The sequence below is a fragment of the Cupriavidus sp. 8B genome (assembly GCF_054589115.1).
The window spans coordinates 1-549 of the sequence record NZ_BAAILO010000272.1; the positions used below are offsets into that span (position 1 = coordinate 1).

General features: G+C 57.4%; 1 protein-coding gene. It reads right to left on the minus strand.

Annotation, left to right across the window (positions count from 1 at the left end; all coding sequences use genetic code 11):
* Positions 1-545, minus strand: a 545-nt coding sequence (locus ACYP5B_RS27165) for an IS5 family transposase (protein ID WP_459571767.1), incomplete at its 3' end; no start/stop codon positions are given.
* Between the last annotated feature and the right edge of the window lie 4 nt (positions 546-549).

Genomic DNA, 549 nt, shown 5'->3' on the forward strand with positions numbered 1-549 from the left:
CGCTTGCGACCTTTGAAGTTGCCACCATCGTTGTCTTCGTCCTCGCCGTCTTTGCGTACAAAGCTCTTGTGGCCTGCCCAAGCCTGAATGAGTGTGCCGTCCACGCTGAAGTGTTCGCCGGAAAGCCAATCCTTCTTTTGCGCGATGGACAGTACTTCGTTGAAGAATTCGATCACAGCATCGTGCTTGATCAGGCGTTCGCGGTTCTTGGTGAATACGCTGGGCACCCAGACTGCATCGTCCATTGCCAGGCCAATGAACCAGCGAAACAGCAAGTTGTAGTGCGTCTGCTCCATGAGCTGACGTTCGGAGCGAACGCTGTAGAGCACCTGCAGCAGCATGGCCCGCAACAACTTCTCAGGCGCGATACTGGGTCGACCGCCCTTGATATCGGCCTCGTACATCCCGGCGAACAGCCGATCCATCTTCGCCAACGCCTGATTGGCCATGGTGCGGATCGAGCGCAGCGGGTGAGACTTCGGTACAAAATCCTCGAGCCGCCGCATGGTGAACAGGCTTTCGGTGAAGGTGTCGGCGCCGCGCATGAAA